Source organism: Bradyrhizobium canariense, assembly GCF_019402665.1.
GTDB lineage: Bacteria > Pseudomonadota > Alphaproteobacteria > Rhizobiales > Xanthobacteraceae > Bradyrhizobium > Bradyrhizobium canariense.
Map to the genome: position 1 here is coordinate 22,008 of NZ_VSST01000009.1, position 15,608 is coordinate 37,615.

The 15,608-nt window shown below is 62.8% G+C and carries 13 protein-coding genes; 5 read left to right on the top strand and 8 right to left on the bottom strand.

All coding sequences use genetic code 11. The features are described from left to right. Nucleotides 1-97 precede the first annotated feature (97 nt). The 5 genes from FXB41_RS03570 to FXB41_RS03590 all read left to right on the top strand — a co-directional run bounded on the left by FXB41_RS03570 (nucleotide 98) and on the right by FXB41_RS03590 (nucleotide 7,597). Nucleotides 98-2,359, top strand: coding sequence for a marine proteobacterial sortase target protein (locus FXB41_RS03570; RefSeq protein WP_219679682.1), 2,262 nt, complete (start codon nucleotides 98-100; stop codon nucleotides 2,357-2,359). A 169-nt stretch (nucleotides 2,360-2,528) separates the two neighbouring features. Then, a complete protein-coding gene (locus tag FXB41_RS03575) occupies nucleotides 2,529-3,098 on the top strand; it encodes a class GN sortase (RefSeq protein WP_219679686.1) in 570 nt (189 codons plus the stop codon). 152 nt (nucleotides 3,099-3,250) lie between these two features. Beyond that, nucleotides 3,251-4,231 (top strand): glycosyltransferase family 2 protein, encoded by a 981-nt coding sequence (locus tag FXB41_RS03580; RefSeq protein WP_219679689.1) that lies wholly within the window; start codon nucleotides 3,251-3,253, stop codon nucleotides 4,229-4,231. A gap of 159 nt (nucleotides 4,232-4,390) precedes the next feature. Then, nucleotides 4,391-6,610, top strand: a complete 2,220-nt coding sequence (locus tag FXB41_RS03585; protein WP_219679692.1) for an acetate--CoA ligase family protein — start codon at nucleotides 4,391-4,393, stop codon at nucleotides 6,608-6,610. Between the two features lie 156 nt (nucleotides 6,611-6,766). After that, the gene (locus FXB41_RS03590) at nucleotides 6,767-7,597 is read left to right on the top strand and encodes an MlaD family protein (RefSeq protein ID WP_219679695.1); all 831 of its coding nucleotides are present in this window, start codon (nucleotides 6,767-6,769) and stop codon (nucleotides 7,595-7,597) included. Between the two features lie 70 nt (nucleotides 7,598-7,667). Here the strand turns inward: FXB41_RS03590 and FXB41_RS03595 are convergent, their stop codons facing one another. The 8 genes from FXB41_RS03595 to urtA all read right to left on the bottom strand — a co-directional run bounded on the left by FXB41_RS03595 (nucleotide 7,668) and on the right by urtA (nucleotide 15,490). Further along, the gene (locus tag FXB41_RS03595; RefSeq protein ID WP_219679698.1) at nucleotides 7,668-8,708 is read right to left on the bottom strand and encodes an aliphatic amidase; all 1,041 of its coding nucleotides are present in this window, start codon (nucleotides 8,706-8,708) and stop codon (nucleotides 7,668-7,670) included. Nucleotides 8,709-8,748: 40 nt separating this feature from the next. Further along, nucleotides 8,749-9,126 (bottom strand): FmdB family zinc ribbon protein, encoded by a 378-nt coding sequence (locus FXB41_RS03600; RefSeq protein ID WP_219679701.1) that lies wholly within the window; start codon nucleotides 9,124-9,126, stop codon nucleotides 8,749-8,751. A 90-nt stretch (nucleotides 9,127-9,216) separates the two neighbouring features. Beyond that, entirely contained in the window at nucleotides 9,217-10,446 is a 1,230-nt protein-coding gene (gene fmdA, locus FXB41_RS03605; RefSeq protein ID WP_007598072.1) for a formamidase, read from the bottom strand. 27 nt (nucleotides 10,447-10,473) lie between these two features. Next, the gene (gene urtE / locus FXB41_RS03610; RefSeq protein WP_219679705.1) at nucleotides 10,474-11,163 is read right to left on the bottom strand and encodes an urea ABC transporter ATP-binding subunit UrtE; all 690 of its coding nucleotides are present in this window, start codon (nucleotides 11,161-11,163) and stop codon (nucleotides 10,474-10,476) included. 11 nt (nucleotides 11,164-11,174) lie between these two features. Then, a complete protein-coding gene (gene urtD / locus FXB41_RS03615) occupies nucleotides 11,175-11,930 on the bottom strand; it encodes an urea ABC transporter ATP-binding protein UrtD (protein ID WP_219679708.1) in 756 nt (251 codons plus the stop codon). 64 nt (nucleotides 11,931-11,994) lie between these two features. After that, complete coding sequence (gene urtC, locus FXB41_RS03620; protein ID WP_219679711.1) at nucleotides 11,995-13,137, bottom strand: urea ABC transporter permease subunit UrtC; 1,143 nt, start codon at nucleotides 13,135-13,137, stop codon at nucleotides 11,995-11,997. Between the two features lie 18 nt (nucleotides 13,138-13,155). After that, nucleotides 13,156-14,082 (bottom strand): urea ABC transporter permease subunit UrtB, encoded by a 927-nt coding sequence (urtB, locus tag FXB41_RS03625; RefSeq protein WP_219679715.1) that lies wholly within the window; start codon nucleotides 14,080-14,082, stop codon nucleotides 13,156-13,158. Nucleotides 14,083-14,230: 148 nt separating this feature from the next. Next, a complete protein-coding gene (gene urtA / locus FXB41_RS03630; RefSeq protein WP_018455941.1) occupies nucleotides 14,231-15,490 on the bottom strand; it encodes an urea ABC transporter substrate-binding protein in 1,260 nt (419 codons plus the stop codon). Nucleotides 15,491-15,608: the final 118 nt, after the last annotated feature.

Sequence of the window (15,608 nt, forward strand, 5' to 3'; positions counted from 1 at the left end):
GCCGGCCGTGGCGGAACATTGCCGATCATTCTGCTCGCGAAACCGCGCCGTCCTGGCCGATGCTCAGAGCCAGCAAACATCCTCGGGAGCAGGCCAAATGGATACCTACGACACGACGGACAGCAACGAACACCCTTGGCTGGGCAGACTCATCGTGGTCGGACTGTTCCTTCTGGCGCAGGGCATCGCGGTGATGCTGGTCGCCTTCGTGGCGCTGCTGGTGAGCTTGGAGCCGGGCTGGTCGGCGACGACGGAGCAGGCCAGCCTGCTTCAGCCCGGCGACGCCAAGTCCGGCACCCTGCTTCTGAAGGAGGATCGCGCCTACACGGAAGCGATCCGCCTCGGCATCGACGTCGACATCACGGTGTCGGGCCCGACATTGCGCGCCCGCGTCACCCAGATCTTCCGCAATCCGACCAAGGACTGGGCCGAGGCGACCTATGTCTATCCGCTCCCCGCCGGCGGTGCCGTCGATTCGCTGAAGATGGTGGTCGGCAATCGCGTCATCGTCGGCGACATCAAGGAGCGGCAGCAGGCGCGCGTGATCTACGAAGAGGCGCGCGGGGCCGGCCAGAAGGCCGCGCTCACCGAACAGGAGCGGCCGAATATCTTCACCAACTCGGTCGCCAATATCGGTCCCGGAGAAACCGTGCTGGTGCAGATCGAGTATCAGGAACCGGTGCATCAATCCGGCAACGAATATTCGCTGCGCCTGCCGCTGGTGGTCGGACCGCGCTACAATCCGGCGCCGATCGTCCAGAGCGTCGATTTCCGCAACGATGGCTCCGGCTGGGGCGCGACGAATTCAGACCCGGTGCCGGACCGCGACCGCATCTCGCCGCCCGTGCTGGATCCCGCCAGGAATGCACCGGTCAACCCGACCAGCATCACGATACGCCTGAACGCCGGCTTTGCGCTCGGCGAGGTCAAGAGCCCCCACCACAACGTCAAGGTCGAGAGCCCGGACAATACGACGCGAATCGTCACGCTTGCCGACGGTGCCGTGCCTGCCGACCGCGATTTCGAACTGACCTGGAAGCCGGCCGCCGCGAAGGCGCCGTCGGTTGGTTTATTCCGCGAGCGCGTCGGCGACACCGATTATCTGCTCGCCTTCGTCACCCCGCCCGCCGCCGAGCAGGCGACGCAGAAGCCACGGCCGCGCGAGGTGATATTCGTGATCGACAATTCCGGCTCGATGGGCGGCACGTCGATCGTTCAGGCCAAGGCGAGCCTCACCTACGCGCTCTCCCGTCTCCAGCCGACCGACCGTTTCAATGTCATCCGTTTCGACGACACCATGGACGTGCTGTTTCCGGCCTCCGTGGCGGCGGATGCCGAGCGTGTCGGTGAAGCCACCTCGTTCGTCAGCGCGCTGCAGGCGCGTGGCGGCACCGAGATGGTGCCGGCGATGCGGGCCGCGCTGACCGACAAGCTCGGCGACGCCGGCATGGTTCGCCAGGTCGTATTCCTGACAGATGGTGCGATCGGCAACGAGCAGCAATTGTTCGAAACGATCACGGCGATGCGCGGCCGCTCGCGCGTGTTCATGGTCGGTATCGGGTCGGCGCCCAACACCTATCTGATGACGCGCGCCGCCGAGCTCGGCCGCGGTGCCTTCACCCATATCGGCTCGGTCGAGCAGATCGAGGAGCGCATGCGCGGCCTGTTTGCCAAGCTCGAGAACCCGGCCGTGACCGGCCTGAGCGCAAAGTTCTCCGAAGCCAAGGCCGACGTCACACCGACGATCATTCCCGACGTCTATCGCGACGAGCCGCTGGTGCTGGCCGCAAAGCTCGACACGCTCGCGGGCTCGGTCGAGATCAAGGGCCGCGTCGGCGACCGCCCATGGTCGGTGACGCTGCCGCTGCAAAATGCGGCCGAAGGCAAAGGCTTGTCGAAGCTTTGGGCCAAGCGCAAGATCGACGATGCCGAAGTGGCGCGCACCCTGCGCGAGATGACGCCCGAAGATTCCGACAAGGCGATCCTGGCACTGGCGCTCGACCATCAGATCGTCACCCGACTCACCAGCCTCGTCGCGGTCGACAAGACGCCGAGCCGTCCCGAGGGTGAGCCGCTCAAGCTCAGCGAATTGCCGATCAACCTGCCGGCCGGCTGGGATTTCGCGAAGGTCTTTGGCGAACGCCAGCAGGTCCCGGCGCAACTCCGCGAGCGTCACGCCGATGCGCGCAGCCAGTCGGCCACGAGGCGGCCGACGCCGGCGGCAACCGATACGATCCGCCTGCCCAAGACCGCGACCTCGGCCGAGTTGAAGATGACCGCAGGCGTGATCCTGATCCTGCTCGCCATGATCCTGTTCGTGTTCAACCGGCGTCAGTCCTTGCTCACTGACGCCGCTTGAGAGAGGAGCTCCCCGAACTCCTCTGTTAGCGCGCGCGGCTGCCCGTCCCACACCAACGGCCGCGCGCGCCTTTTTGTTGTCATTGCGAGCGCAGCGAAGCAATCCAGGCTGCCTCCGCGAAAAGATTCTGGATTGCTTCGCTTCGCTCGCAATGACGAGTGTGGAAACAATGCCCCGCTTCATCTCTCCCTTGGTTCTTGCCTTGATCGGCATCATCCTGTTCGGCGACGGCGCCTACATCCATGCGAAGGCGTGGCTCGCGCAGGTGCTGCTGGAGCGCGCGTTCGACAAGAGCGTTGCGACCGGCGAAGTGGTCAGGCCATGGTCATGGGCCGACACATGGCCGGTCGCGCGGATCGAGGTGAGGCGGATCGGCGCCAGCGCGATCGTGCTGGAAGGCGCGAGCGGCCAGGCGCTCGCCTTCGGTCCCGGCCATATCCGCCAAACGGCTGACGCGGGCGAGCGGGGTGTCGCCGTATATGCAGCGCACCGCGACACTCATTTCCGCTTCCTGCGGAACGTCGCCATTGGTGACCTGATCGATGTCACACGCAGTGATGGCAAGCACTTTCGTTTTCGCGCGGATTCCTCCGCTGTGGTTCGCTTCGATGCCTCGGGCATCGATCCTGCGATACGGGCTGCCGAACTCGTGCTCGCGACCTGCTGGCCGTTCGACGCCGTCGTGTCCGGCCCCGAGCGCTACATCCTGCATGCCACCCTGATCGGAACCGATGAATAGCGGTTCGCAATCGATCCGCACCCCCCTCTTGAATCCGCCCGGCCTGTAGGGACAATCCCGCATGATGGAACCCGTGAACCGGCGCCGTCGACGCGAGACCTATCAGAATGGCCCATTGAGCATTTTCGCTGCAATTTGCGAGAAGAACGGGGATGGATGAGGAGTTCAGGCAGCGTCTCGAACAGCTCGAGAACCGCGTCGCGCTCCTGGAGAGGAACCAGGATCTTATTGCCGCCGGGCGAAGACGCTCCTCGCTTCGGAGCCTCTGGCGCCGCCCGCCGATGTGGACCTTCGAGCAATATCCGCCGCGTCTGCTCAACCTGACGGCTTTCCCGCCAGCACCTGCGATCCATCCGGGCGCGCCCCGAATCGCGATGGTCACGCCGAGCTACAACCATGCGCAATATCTCGACGCCACGATCGACAGCATCGTCAGCCAGAACTATCCGGACCTGTATTATCACGTGCAGGACGGCGCCTCGATCGACGGCACGCTCGATCTCCTGAAGGGGCGCGGCGATAGCCTGCGCTGGAGGAGCGAGCCGGACAAGGGGCAATCCAGCGCCATCAATCTCGGCTTCGCCGGCATCGAGAGCGAGATCATGGCCTATCTCAACAGCGACGACATGCTGCTGCCCGGGACGCTTGCCTATGTCGCAAATTACTTCATCGCACATCCGCATGTCGACGTCGTCTACGGCCATCGCGTCTTCATCGATCGCGAGGGACTGGAGGTGGGCCGCGCCGTGCTGCCGCCCCATGACGGCAGGGCGTTGCGATATGCCGACTACATTCCGCAAGAGACGATGTTCTGGCGCAAGCGCGTGTGGGACAGGATCGGGCCGATCGACGAGAGTTTACACTACGCGATGGACTGGGACTTCATCCTTCGAGCGCAAGCCGCAGGATTCAAATTCGCACGCTTGCCGCGATTTCTCGCCTGCTTCCGTATCCATGACGCACAAAAGACGGCATCCACCTATGCGGTCGGCGTCAGGGAGATGGGCATCCTGCGGCGACGCAATCTCGGCTTCGAACCGACACAGATGCAGATCCGGCGCGCCATCGCTCCTTATCTGGCGAAGCAGTTGGCCTATCACTACGCCTACAAGCTCGGCATGCTGAGATACTGAACCACGGCGCGAGCAGAGATCCGAAGATGTCGATCACCAGGGCTTGACGCGCGCTCATTCCACCGCACGGCATACCTGCCCACGTGGTTGCCAGTCCGAAGAACTCGCCATAGAACAGAGTGACGCACCGCCAACAAGAACAACAGGTGAGGTCACACCATGGAAGCTCGCGTATCTGCCGCCTCAGCTTCGTCGCGCCCATGGTCTCCGGCGCCCGATGCCAGCGACATCGTCAAGGGCATCCACGCCATGCTGCATCCGCGCAACATCGTGCTGGTGGGCGCGACCGACAAGCCCGGCAACTATGCCGAGCGCATCTGGAACAATTTGGTCAAATACGGCTACGAGGGCGGGCTCTATCCGGTCAATGCCAAGCGCGACACCATCTGGGGTGTCCCCTGCTACAAGGACTTTGCAAGCCTCCCGGAAAAACCCGACCACGTGCTGGTGCTGGTGCCGGCGCGCTTTGCCGTGCAAGTGATCCGCGATGCCGCCGCGGCCGGCGCGCGCTCGGCCACCATCGTCACTTCGGGCTTCAGCGAGTTGCAGGATGAGGAAAGCCAGAAGCTCGCCGCCGAACTGCAAGCGGCCGTGCGCGAGACGGGATTGGCGGTCACCGGCCCGAACTGCCTCGGCAATTTGAGCGCGGGCGAAAAACTCTTCACCAATATCGACGACCGTATCGTCACCATGGAACACGGCGCGGTGGCGATTGCCGGGCAATCCGGCGCCATCGTCATGGCGATCCGCCAAGCTTTGGAAGATCGCGGTGCCGGGGTCGGCTACATGGTGACGACCGGCAACGAGGCCGGGCTCGAGACGCCGGACCTGATGCGCTATTTCGCCGAGGATCCGAGCATCAAGGTGATCGTGGTCTACCTCGAAGGCGTACGCAACACCAAGGCATTCCGGGACGCCTGCAAGGCGGCGCGCGCCGCGAGCAAACCGGTGATCGCGCTCAAGCTCGGGGCCTCCGAGGGTGGCCGCGCGGCGGCGATGGCACACACCGGCGCGCTCGCGGGCTCGATCGAGACATTCGACGCCATTGCAACGCGCGAAGGGGTCATCAGGGTCGGCGGGCTCGACGAGTTGATCGAGACCACCGAATGCTTCGTCCATGCCGCTGTGCCCAGGGGGGACCGGCTCGCCGCAGTGACGCTATCCGGCGGCAAGCGCGGCATGCTGATCGACGCCTTCGATGCAGAAGGCCTGAATTTTGCGCCACTCAGCTCGCATGTCCGCTCGGAGCTGGCAAAGATGCTCGGGCCGGGCTCGATCGTCGGCAACCCGCTCGACGCTGGCTTTGCCGCGGTGGTCGATCCCTCCATCTACATGAAATCGATCGGGCTGATGATCGACGACCCCGATATCGACATCGTCATCATCGATGCCGAGCTGCCGAAAGCGCCGCACGAGCTGCGCGAGCGCAATCTGCGCATCGTCGACGAGATGGCGAGCCGGGCCGGAAAGCCGGTGATCTATCTCAGCGCGATGTCGATCGGCTTCACCGAGTTCACCAAGACCTTGCGCAAGTCGCTGCCGCATCTTGCGGTGATGCAGGGCATGGATCGCGCGGTGACTGCGATCAAATCGCTGCTCGACTACGCCAAGCTGCGCAAGGAAGTGCCCGATATCGTCTCGAGCTCGAAGCCGGCCGCGCGTGCCGTGCTGGAGAAGGCGCTGAAATCGGCAACCGGCGCCGCACTCGACGAGGTCGCCTCGAAGAAGCTGCTGAAGGCCTATGGCATCCCGATCTCGAAGGAGGCCATCGCACAGACGGCAGCCGAGGCCGTGAAGATCGCCAAGCAGATCGGGTTCCCGGTCGTGGCCAAAGTCGTCAGTGCCGAGATCCTGCACAAATCGGACATCGGCGGCGTGGTGCTGAATCTCGACAACCCGGCCGAGGTGAAGAAGGCGTTCGCCGACATCACCGCGCGGGTGAGCAGGCTGAAGGGCAAGCCGAAGCTCGCCGGCATCCTGATCGCGCAGCAGGTCAAGGCCGATCTGGAGCTCGTGGTCGGCGCCTCCCTCGATGCCGAGATGGGTCCGGTCGTGCTGTTCGGCACCGGCGGCATCGACATCGAGCTGATGAAGGACGTCGCGCTCGCCGGCGCGCCGCTGGACGAGGCCGAGGCCCGGCTCCTGATCGGCTGCACCAAGGCCGGTATCAAGATGCGCGGCTATCGGGGCAAGCCGGCCTTGCACGAGGCCTCCGCGGTGAAGGCGCTGGTCGGTCTGTCCAACCTGATCGCGGATGCCGGAGACCGGATCGCCTCGATCGACGTCAATCCGTTCCTGATCAATGCCAAAACAGGCGTCGCCGTCGATGCCCTCATCGTGCTGAACAATGCTGCGGCTAAACGCGCCGCCGGGCATTGATGTCGCTGAGGGCGGTTTAGCGCAGCGTAATCCGCCAATCCTTGCGACAAATGCGAGAGGAATGGCGGGTTACGCTTCGCTAACCCGTCCCACTTAGGATTGCGGCCACAGCATCATCCTTCCAACTTCCCCGTTTTGGCCGTAAAATCACCCCGCATGGCACGCGCGAGCAATCTGGTGATCGGAACGGCGACGCTGGCGGTGATTGCCGTGGCGTTCGGCGGCGTGCTCGGCATGCAGAAATGGCGCACCCTCCAGAGCCGCAGCCAGTTGCGCGTGGTATTCGAGGGCGGCTCCGCCAGCGGATTGCGCCGCGGCGGGCCGGTCAATTTCGACGGTGTTCCCGCAGGCCAGATCCTGTCGATCAAGCTGGACAATCCGCGCAAGGTCGTGGCGCTCGTGATGCTCGACAATACCGCGCCGATCCGCAAGGACACCGTCGCGGGCATCGAGTTCCTGGGTCTCACCGGCGTCGCCGCGGTCTCGCTGATCGGGGGCGCGCCCTCCGCGCCGCCGGTGCCGCTGGACTCGGACGGTGTCCCCGTGCTGACCGCCGATCTCAGCGACGCCGAATCGATCGTCGACACCCTGCATAGTGTCGATCGCACCATTGTCAGCAACGCCCCGGCAATCAAGGAGGGCCTGCGCACGTTCGAGAACTACACCGCCGATCTCAGGAGCAAGGGCGGCGAAATCGATTCCATCATGGCCAAGGTCGAGAGCGCCTTCGCGGGCTTCGACAAGGCGGTCACAAAGATCGAGGGCGCGGTTCCCGGCTTCGCCGATGGCAAGGCCGACGAGCTGTTCGAAAAGATTCAGGGATTGCACGAGCTCGCCGACACCATGAGAAAGAAATCGGCGAACTTCCTCGAAGACATCCGTCGCTCGCTGCTCGACGTCAGCGAAGCCGCCAACAAGATGAGCGGGACACCCACACCGGCGGCCGCTCCGCGACCGCCGCGCAAGCCGGCGCAGCAGAAGCGGTAGAAGCCCCTCATCACGCGTGGCGCACGACGCCCTGCCGGCGTGGGAGCGAGTGGCTGACGCCGGCCATGGCTCAGTAGTTGCTCGGCGCCGCTTCATTCGGGATGCCGTCGATCGGGCATTCGGCGGTCCCGGGCGTCGCGCGCGTCATCGCCTCGACCATGTCCCTTGTGCCCTCGGGATCGGCGATCCAGTTCTTGTAGAAATCATAGGGGCAGGCCGCGACGCCGCGCGGGTTTTCGCCGGAATTGATCATGCCCGTGTAGCCGCGATGGACCAGCTTATAGAGATGGTTCTGCGACTGGCCGTTGCGGCGCGCATCGCGGATGAGATGCTTCGACAGCTGGGCATATTGGATGCCGTAGTCCTCCTCGCCGCACTCGCCGAGGGTGCGGCCGTCGAAGCCGATGATCGCGGAGTGACCGAAATAGGAATAGACCCCGTCGAAGCCGGCGGCGTTGGCGACCGCGACATAGACGTTGTTGGCCCACGCCATCGCCTTGGAAATGAGAATCTGCTGCTCCTTGGCCGGATACATGTAGCCCTGGCAGCGCACGATCAGCTCGGCCCCCTTCATGGCGCAGTCGCGCCAGATCTCCGGGAAGTTGCCGTCGTCGCAGATGATCAGGCTGACCTTCATCCCCTTCGGGCCATCGGAGACATAGGTGCAGTTGCCGGGATACCAGCCCTCGATCGGCACCCACGGCATGATCTTGCGATACTTCTGCACGATCTCACCCTTGTCGTTCATCAGGATCAGGGTGTTGTAGGGCGCCTTGTTCGGATGCTCCTCGTGGCGTTCGCCCGTGAGCGAGAACACGCCCCAGACCTTGGCCTTGCGGCAAGCCTCCGCAAAAATCGCGGTCTCTTCACCGGGGACCGCGCAAGCGGTCTCATACATCTCCTTGGAATCGTACATGATGCCCTGGGTGGAGTATTCCGGGAAAATCACCAGATCCATGCCGGGAAGACCGGTCTTCATGCCCACCACCATGTCGGCGATCTTGCGAGCGTTATCGAGCACCTCGGCCTTGGTGTGCAGGCGCGGCATCTTGTAGTTGACCACCGCGACGCCGACGGTGTCGTTGCTGCTGGAGATGTCACCGTGAAGCATCTGAATTGCTCCTCTACTCTGTTTGAGATTGCCGCGTGAATCAGTGACTGATCATCCAGGGCCGCGCGGTCGGAAAGCCCTTGGCGCCGCTCCTGGTCTTGGTCACCAGGCGCGCAGGCTTTTTCTTGTCTGAGGCGCTCTTGTCCGACGAGGTTTTTCCGGTCGAGCAGCAGCCGCAGCCGGGACCGTGCGAGGCCTTGTATTGCGCGAGCGTCTGCGGCGCGTGGGTGCTGCGCTCGTTCACGGCGTGAGCCTTGCGCGTCTCCGACGGCATGCAGAAGAAGTTCGGAGCGGTCAGAATGACCCGCGGCGCCATGATTTCACATTGCGGACAGACCTGCGGATCGTCGCATTCGGCCATCGGGCGCAGATCCTTGAACGGACCGCAATCGTCACAGAGATATTCATAGACCGGCATCGCATCATCCCTACGCTGTTGTCTGTGAGAGAGTTCCGGCGAAGGATGCGGGGCGACAGCTACGCCGTCCCGCATCCCGTCGCGCAGGGATTACTTGTCCGGCGATATCGGCATCTGGATATCGCCCTTGATGTGCTTGATCGGACCCGCCGAGGACGGCATCACGTCGAAGTCGAAAATTTCCGTCGGCAGCCATAATGTGGCGCAGGCATTGGGCACGTCGACCACGCCGGAGATGTGGCCCTGAACCGGTGCGGTGCCAAGGATCGAATAGGCCTGGGCGCCGGAGTAGCCGAACTTCTTGAGGTACTCGATCGCATTCAGGCAGGCCTGGCGATAGGCGATGGTGACGTCGAGATAGTGCTGCTTGCCGGCCTCGTCGACCGAGATGCCTTCGAAGATCAGATAGTCCTTGTAGTTCGGTGTGATCGGTGACGGCTTGAAGATCGGATTCTTGACGCCGTACTTCGCCATGCCGTCCTTGATCACCTCGACTTTCAGATGCAGCCAGCCGGCCATCTCAATCGCGCCGCAGAAGGTGATCTCGCCGTCGCCCTGGCTGAAGTGCAGATCGCCCATCGAGAGACCGGCACCGGGCACGTAGACCGGGAAGTAGATCTTCGAGCCGCGCGAAAGATCCTTGATGTCGCAATTGCCGCCATGCTCGCGCGGCGGCACGGTGCGCGCGCCTTCCGCGCCGATCTTGTCCTTGACCTCGCCCTTCGCGCGCCCGCCATGAGCGGTCGGCGCGAATGGCGGATTGGCAAGGCCGGGCACGCGGGTGGGATTGGTCGCGATCAGCTCGGCCTCACGCTTGTTCCAGGTGTCCAGCATCTTCGGATCGGGCAGACAGCCGATCAGGCCGGGATGGATCAGGCCGGCGAAGTTGACGCCGGGGATGTGCCGCGACGAGGTGTAGAGGCCCTTGATGTCCCAGATCGACTTCTGCGCCAGCGGGAAATGGTCCGTGAGGAAGCCGCCGCCGTTCTGCTTGGAGAAGAAGCCGTTGAAGCCCCACATGCTCTCCTTCATCGGACCGACATCGAGCAGGTCGACGACGAGGAGATCGCCGGGCTCGGCGCCCTTGACGCCGATCGGGCCGGAGAGGAAGTGCACGATCGACAGATCGATGTCGCGCACGTCGTCGGCGGAATCGTTGTTCTTGATGAAGCCGCCGGTCCAGTCATAAGTCTCGATGATGAAATCATCGCCGGGATTGACCCAGGCCACGATCGGAATGTCGGGGTGCCAGCGGTTATGCACCATGTCATTTTCATAGGCCGACTTGGTGAGATCGACCTTGATCAGTGTCTCTGGCATCGAGATGCTCCCCTTTTACACGGTTGGTTAGACGGACAGATATTTCGAGACCTGCGCGGCATCGACGGCGTCGCGCGGGTCGTCGCGGACGATTTCGCCGTTCTCGATCACCAGTACGCGGTCGGCGATATCGAGCGCGAAGCTCAGGACCTGCTCGGACACGACGATCGAAAGCCCCTTCTCGTCGCGGATGCGCTTGAGCGTGCGCGCCATCTCCTTGATGATCGACGGCTGGATGCCTTCGGTCGGCTCGTCCAGCAGCAGCACTTTCGGCTTGGTCGCCAGTGCACGAGCGATCGCGAGCTGCTGCTGCTGGCCGCCGGAGAGATTGCCGCCACGGCGGTCCTTCATCTCCAGCAGCACCGGAAACAGCTCGTAGATATCGCCGGGCACCTCGGTTCCGCCGGAGACCACGAGGCCGGTCTCGATGTTCTCCTTCACCGTCATGGTCGAGAAGATCATGCGGCCCTGCGGCACATAGGCGAGACCCTTGGCGACGCGCGCGTAGCTCGGCAAGGCACCGAGCTCGGCGCCATCCATGGTCACCGAGCCGCTCTTCGTAGGCAAAATGCCCATCAGCGATTTCATCAGCGTGGTCTTGCCCATGCCGTTGCGGCCCATGATCGCCACGATCTCGTTGGGCGCGACCTTGACGTTGAGCCCGTGCAGCACCTCGCTCTGGCCGTAGGCGACGTGAAGATCAGAAATAGCCAGCATCGTCGCGCTCCTTAGTGACCCAGATAGACTTCGACGACCTTGGGGTCGTTCTTCACCTTATCCATGGTCCCTTCCGAGAGGATCTGGCCCTGGTGAAGCACGGTGACCTTGTGCGCGATGTCCTCGACGAACTTCATGTCGTGCTCGATCACCAGCACCGAGCGGTTCTTGATGATGCGGTTGAGCAGCTCGGCGGTCTTGGCGCGCTCGGACACGCTCATGCCGGCGACGGGCTCGTCCAGCATCAGCAGGTCCGGGTCCTGGATCAGCAGCATGCCGATCTCGAGCCATTGCTTCTGGCCATGGCTGAGCAGATCGGCATTCACGTTCAGCCGGTCCTTCAGGAAGATCATTTCGGCCACTTCATGCACCCGGTCGCGCACGGCGGCGTCACGCGTAAAGGTCAGCGCCCCGAACACCGAGCGTCCGCGCGGATAGGAGATTTCCAGATTCTCGAACACCGTGAGATCGTCATAGATCGACGGGTTCTGGAATTTGCGACCGACGCCCGTCTTGACGATCTCGTTCTCTCTCATCCGCGTCAGCTCCTTGCCGCGGAACTGGATCGAACCCGAGGTCGCTTTGGTCTTGCCGCAGATCAGGTCGAGCACGGTGGTCTTGCCGGCGCCGTTCGGGCCGATGATGACGCGGATCTCGTTCTCGTCGACGTAGAATGAGAGGTCGTTGACCGCCTTGAACCCGTCGAACGACACGGTCAGCGCTTCGACGGCGAGCAGGAATTCCTTGGGCTGATGACCGACGAGCATGATCTATCTCCTCACTGCCAGCATGGCATCGGCATCGTGATGACCGACGAGCATGACGATCTCCTCACTCCGCAGGGGCGCCGTCGGCGACCGAGCTGTCGGTCCAGCCTTCGGGTTTCGGTTTGCGCGACGAGATCAGGCCGTCGATGCGCGGTTGCACATAATCGCCCCAGATCCCGGCCAGACCGTTCGGAAAGGCCAGCACTACGGCGATGAACAAACCGCCCAGTCCGAACAGCCACAATTCGGGAAAGGTTTCCGACAGGCTGGTCTTGGCGAAATTGACCAACAGCGTGCCGTAGACCGCGCCGAGGATCGAGAGCCGGCCGCCGACCGCCGTGTAGATCACCATTTCAATCGACGGCACGATGCCGACGAAGGACGGCGACATGAAGCCGACATTGAGCGCGAACATCGCACCACCGATCGCGGCGAACACTGCGGCGACGCAGAAGGCGAAGATCTTGAAATTGGCGACGCTGTAGCCGGAGAAACGGACGCGGTCCTCCTTCTCCCGCATCGCCACGAGGATGCGCCCGAGCTTGGAGTGCCGGACGAACTGCGCGATCATGATGCAGACGAACAGGCACCCGACCTCGAAGAAATACAGCACGATCTTGGCGTGGTCGGGACGGATGTCCCATCCCTTCAGCGTCCGCAAATCGGTCATGCCGTTGATGCCGCCGGTGTAGCCCTGCTGACCCACGATCAGGATGGTCAGGATGGCCGCGACCGCTTGGGTGATGATGGCGAAGTAGGTGCCGCCGACACGGCGCTTGAACATCGCAGTGCCGATGATGAGCGCAAAGATGCCGGGGACAAGAATGATGGCGGCGATCGTGAAGGTCAGGCTACTGAAAGGCTTCCAGAACAGCGGCAGCGCGGTGATCTGATTCCAGTCCATGAAATCGGGAATGCCGGGGGTCGACTGGATCTTGGTGTTCGCCACGCTCGAGGCCTCGAGCTTCAGGAACATCGCCATGCAATAGCCGCCGAGCCCGAAGAACACGCCCTGGCCGAGGCTAAGAATGCCGCCATAGCCCCAGCAGACCACCAGCCCCAGCGCGACGAAGGCATAGGTCAGGTATTTTGCGACCAGGTTGAGCCTGAAGACATCGAGTGTGAGCGGCAGCACCAGCACCAGAAAGACCGCAAGCACCAGAATTCCGATGAGCTCCGATCGATTGAAGAAGCGATTGTCGGTCATTGCATCAGCCCCAGTTTCTCACTTGCGGACCTTCAGGGCGAACAACCCTTGCGGCCGCAGCATCAGGATTCCGACAACGGCGAGCAGCGTCAGCACCTTGGCCATCGAGCCCGACATGAAGAACTCGAGGGTGGATTGGGTCTGCGAGATGGAGAAGGCCGATGCGATGGTGCCGAGCAGGCTTGCCGCGCCGCCGAACACGACCACCAGGAACGTATCGACGATGTAGAGCTGTCCGGAGGTCGGCCCGGTCGAGCCGATCATCGTGAAGGCGCTCCCGGCAACACCGGCAATGCCGCAGCCGAGGCCGAAGGTGTAGCGATCCACCTTTTCGGTGTTGATGCCGACGGCACCGGCCATGATGCGGTTCTGCACCACGGCGCGCACCTGCCGGCCCCAGCGCGATTTGTACATCACGTAGGCGACGCCGACGGTGATCAGGACGGTGAGGCACATCACGAAGACGCCGTTGATCGGCACTTCGATGCTGTCGGTCACGTGCAGCGAGCCAAGCATCCATTGCGGCAGCTCGACGCCGACCTCGCGCGCGCCGAACACGGAGCGATAGGCCTGCTGCAGGATCAGGCTGAGACCCCAGGTCGCGAGCAGCGTGTCGAGCGGGCGCTTGTAGAGATGCCGTATCAGTACCCATTCCACCAACATCCCCAGCGCACCGGAGGCGACAAAGGCCAGGATCATCGCGAGGAAGAAGTAGCCGCTGAACAAGCTCGGCAAATAGGACTGAAAGAAACTGGAGGTCATCCAGGTGACGTAAGCCCCGAGGATCATGAACTCGCCATGAGCCATGTTGATGACGCCCATCTGTCCGAAGATGATCGCGAGCCCCAGCGCCATCAGGACGTAGACCGAGAACAGGATCAGTCCTGCAAAGCCCTGCATGACGAAGATGGAGCCAAGGTCACCAAGCGAGTAGTCGCCGAACATCGATGTCCTCCGTCGGGAAAGGGTCCCGCGTCGCGAGCAGGTTCGCGACGCGGGAGTCTTGGGCGTGGATTTGCGGTCCACGCCAGGGAGAGGTTTTGTCTGAAAGGGAAACGGCGGCGAACGCCGTGACTGACTGGTAGCTCTGGTCTTACTGGTAACCCTTGGGGAACGGATCCGGCTCGACCAGATCGGCGGTCTCGTAGATCAGCTCGAACTGGCCATCGAGCTTGGCGCGCCCCACCCGGGTCTTCGACCAGAGGTGATGATTTTCGTGGATGCGCACATAGCCTTCCGGAGCGCCCTTGAACTCGATGCCTGGCGACGCCGCCGCGATCTTGTCGATGTCGAAGGAGCCCGCCTTCTCCACTGTCAACTTCCACAGCCACGGGCCGAGATAGGCAGCCTGGGTGACGTCTCCGATCACGGTCTTCTCGCCCCACATCTTCTTGAACGCGGGCACGAAGGTCTTGTTGTTCGGATTGTCGAGCGACTGGAAGTACTTCATGCAGGCATAGGCGCCCGCAATGTTCTCGCCGCCGATGCCGTCGATCTCGTCTTCAGTCACCGAGATCGTCAGCAGCGCCTGCTTGGAGAGATCGATGCCTGCGGCCTTGAGCTGCTTGTAGAACGCAACGTTCGAACCGCCGACGACGTCGGTGAAGATCACGTCGGGCTTGGTCAGCTTGATCTTGTTGATGACCGAATTGAATTGGGTATTGCCGAGCGGATAATACTCTTCGCCGACGACCTTGCCCTTCAGCACGTTCTCGACATGCTTGCGCGCGATCTTGTTCGAGGTGCGCGGCCAGATGTAGTCGGAGCCGATGAAGAAGAACGACTTCGCACCCTTCTCCTTGGCGATCCAATTCAGGCCGGCGAGGATCTGCTGAGTGGCTTCCTGGCCGGTGTAGATCACGTTCTTGGACTGCTCGAGACCTTCATAGAAGGTCGGGTAATAGAGCATGCCGTTGTACTGCTCCATGACCGGCAGCACGGCCTTGCGGGACGCCGAGGTCCAGCAGCCCATGATCGCCGCGACCTTGTCGTTGACCAGCAATTTCTTGGCCTTTTCGGCAAAGGTCGGCCAATCGCTGGCGCCGTCTTCCTGGATGAACTTGATCTTGCGCCCGAGCACGCCGCCCATGGCATTGATCTGCTCGATGGCGAGCTTTTCGGCTTCGATCGAGCCGGTCTCGGAGATCGCCATGGTGCCGGTCGCCGAATGCAGGATGCCGACCGTCACCTCGGTGTCGGTGACCGCAAGACCCGTGGTATTGACCGCCGAGGTCGCCGGGGCCTGCGCAAAAGATGCTCGCGGTAGCATGGTGATGGCCGGCACGGCCGCCATTCCCATCAATAATTTGCGCCGGAGCGGCGATAACAGGCCCTTGTTCGCTTCGTCTGACATGAGCACCCCACTGTTGTTCGAGGACACGCGATTGGTGCCGTGAGGATGGCTCGAATTTGTGCACTGCAAGCATACGCAAGATCACGTATACTGCACCGCAAAATGACGACGTAGGCTT

Coding starts and splice junctions, on each gene's coding strand:
- FXB41_RS03570 (WP_219679682.1), top strand. CDS start 98: ATGGATACCTACGACACGACGGACAGCAACGAACACCCTTGGCTGGGC.
- FXB41_RS03575 (WP_219679686.1), top strand. CDS start 2,529: ATGCCCCGCTTCATCTCTCCCTTGGTTCTTGCCTTGATCGGCATCATC.
- FXB41_RS03580 (WP_219679689.1), top strand. CDS start 3,251: ATGGATGAGGAGTTCAGGCAGCGTCTCGAACAGCTCGAGAACCGCGTC.
- FXB41_RS03585 (WP_219679692.1), top strand. CDS start 4,391: ATGGAAGCTCGCGTATCTGCCGCCTCAGCTTCGTCGCGCCCATGGTCT.
- FXB41_RS03590 (WP_219679695.1), top strand. CDS start 6,767: ATGGCACGCGCGAGCAATCTGGTGATCGGAACGGCGACGCTGGCGGTG.
- FXB41_RS03595 (WP_219679698.1), bottom strand. CDS start 8,708: ATGCTTCACGGTGACATCTCCAGCAGCAACGACACCGTCGGCGTCGCG.
- FXB41_RS03600 (WP_219679701.1), bottom strand. CDS start 9,126: ATGCCGGTCTATGAATATCTCTGTGACGATTGCGGTCCGTTCAAGGAT.
- fmdA (WP_007598072.1), bottom strand. CDS start 10,446: ATGCCAGAGACACTGATCAAGGTCGATCTCACCAAGTCGGCCTATGAA.
- urtE (WP_219679705.1), bottom strand. CDS start 11,163: ATGCTGGCTATTTCTGATCTTCACGTCGCCTACGGCCAGAGCGAGGTG.
- urtD (WP_219679708.1), bottom strand. CDS start 11,930: ATGCTCGTCGGTCATCAGCCCAAGGAATTCCTGCTCGCCGTCGAAGCG.
- urtC (WP_219679711.1), bottom strand. CDS start 13,137: ATGACCGACAATCGCTTCTTCAATCGATCGGAGCTCATCGGAATTCTG.
- urtB (WP_219679715.1), bottom strand. CDS start 14,082: ATGTTCGGCGACTACTCGCTTGGTGACCTTGGCTCCATCTTCGTCATG.
- urtA (WP_018455941.1), bottom strand. CDS start 15,490: ATGTCAGACGAAGCGAACAAGGGCCTGTTATCGCCGCTCCGGCGCAAA.